The organism is Amycolatopsis sp. WAC 04182, from assembly GCF_003947465.1.
Taxonomy (GTDB): Bacteria; Actinomycetota; Actinomycetes; order Mycobacteriales; family Pseudonocardiaceae; genus Amycolatopsis.
On record NZ_QHJJ01000042.1, the window covers coordinates 1 to 712 of the forward strand.

At 69.2% G+C, this 712-nt stretch carries 1 protein-coding gene and 1 riboswitch; the gene reads left to right on the plus strand.

Annotated elements, in window-relative coordinates; translation table 11 throughout:
• Window positions 1-133 precede the first annotated feature (133 nt).
• A riboswitch (cyclic di-AMP (ydaO/yuaA leader) is annotated at window positions 134-271 on the plus strand.
• 13 nt (window positions 272-284) lie between these two features.
• Window positions 285-712 (plus strand): hypothetical protein (locus DMH01_RS43140; protein ID WP_199745853.1); only part of this gene is annotated, 428 nt, incomplete at its 3' end.

The following is a 712-nucleotide window of genomic DNA, read 5'->3' on the forward strand; positions in this document are numbered from 1 at the left end:
GACATTGACAGGGAATTACCCTGGCATGCCCAATGTTGGACAGAGTCGGCGCGGGCCATCCGCGTCCGGGCGTCGCAGATATACCTTCAGGCGCTGTACTGGGCCCGGGAAGACGTGCGTCAGCCCTTTGCCTGACCAGAGACCGCTGAATCCGCCTGGGTGCGGAACCGGGGACCCATGTGTCCATCGGGGTGAATCGGCACTGCTGTGCCGTAGGGCAGCTTCCCGCCCGAACCCGTCAGCTAACCCGGTAAGCGGCACGGAAGCACAAGGAGTAATCCCTCATGGCCAAGCACCGTCTTCACCGTGCCTTCAAGCTCGACCTCGCCAAGCTCGCCCTCGGCGCGACCGCCGTCGCCGGCGTGCTCGGCACGCACGCCGCAGTGAACGCCGACACCGCCTCGCAGGCCGCCGCCGGCACCACCGCCGCGGGGACCGCCGGGACCGCCGCCCGCCCGTACGTCGCCAAGGTGAGCGACGAGAGCGCCAAGGGCAAGGTCAACGTCACCGCCGCCCAGGTCCTGGCCACCGCCAAGGCCCAGGTCGGCACCACCGAGGACGCCAACGGCGGCGGCACCAAGTTCCAGAAGTGGTACGCCTCCTCGCAGCGCGCCGGCGAGACCGTCGCCCGTGACGGCGGCAACCGCCAGGCCTACGTCAACGCCGCCTGGTGCTCGATGTTCGTCTTCTGGGTCGGCAACCAGACCGGCGC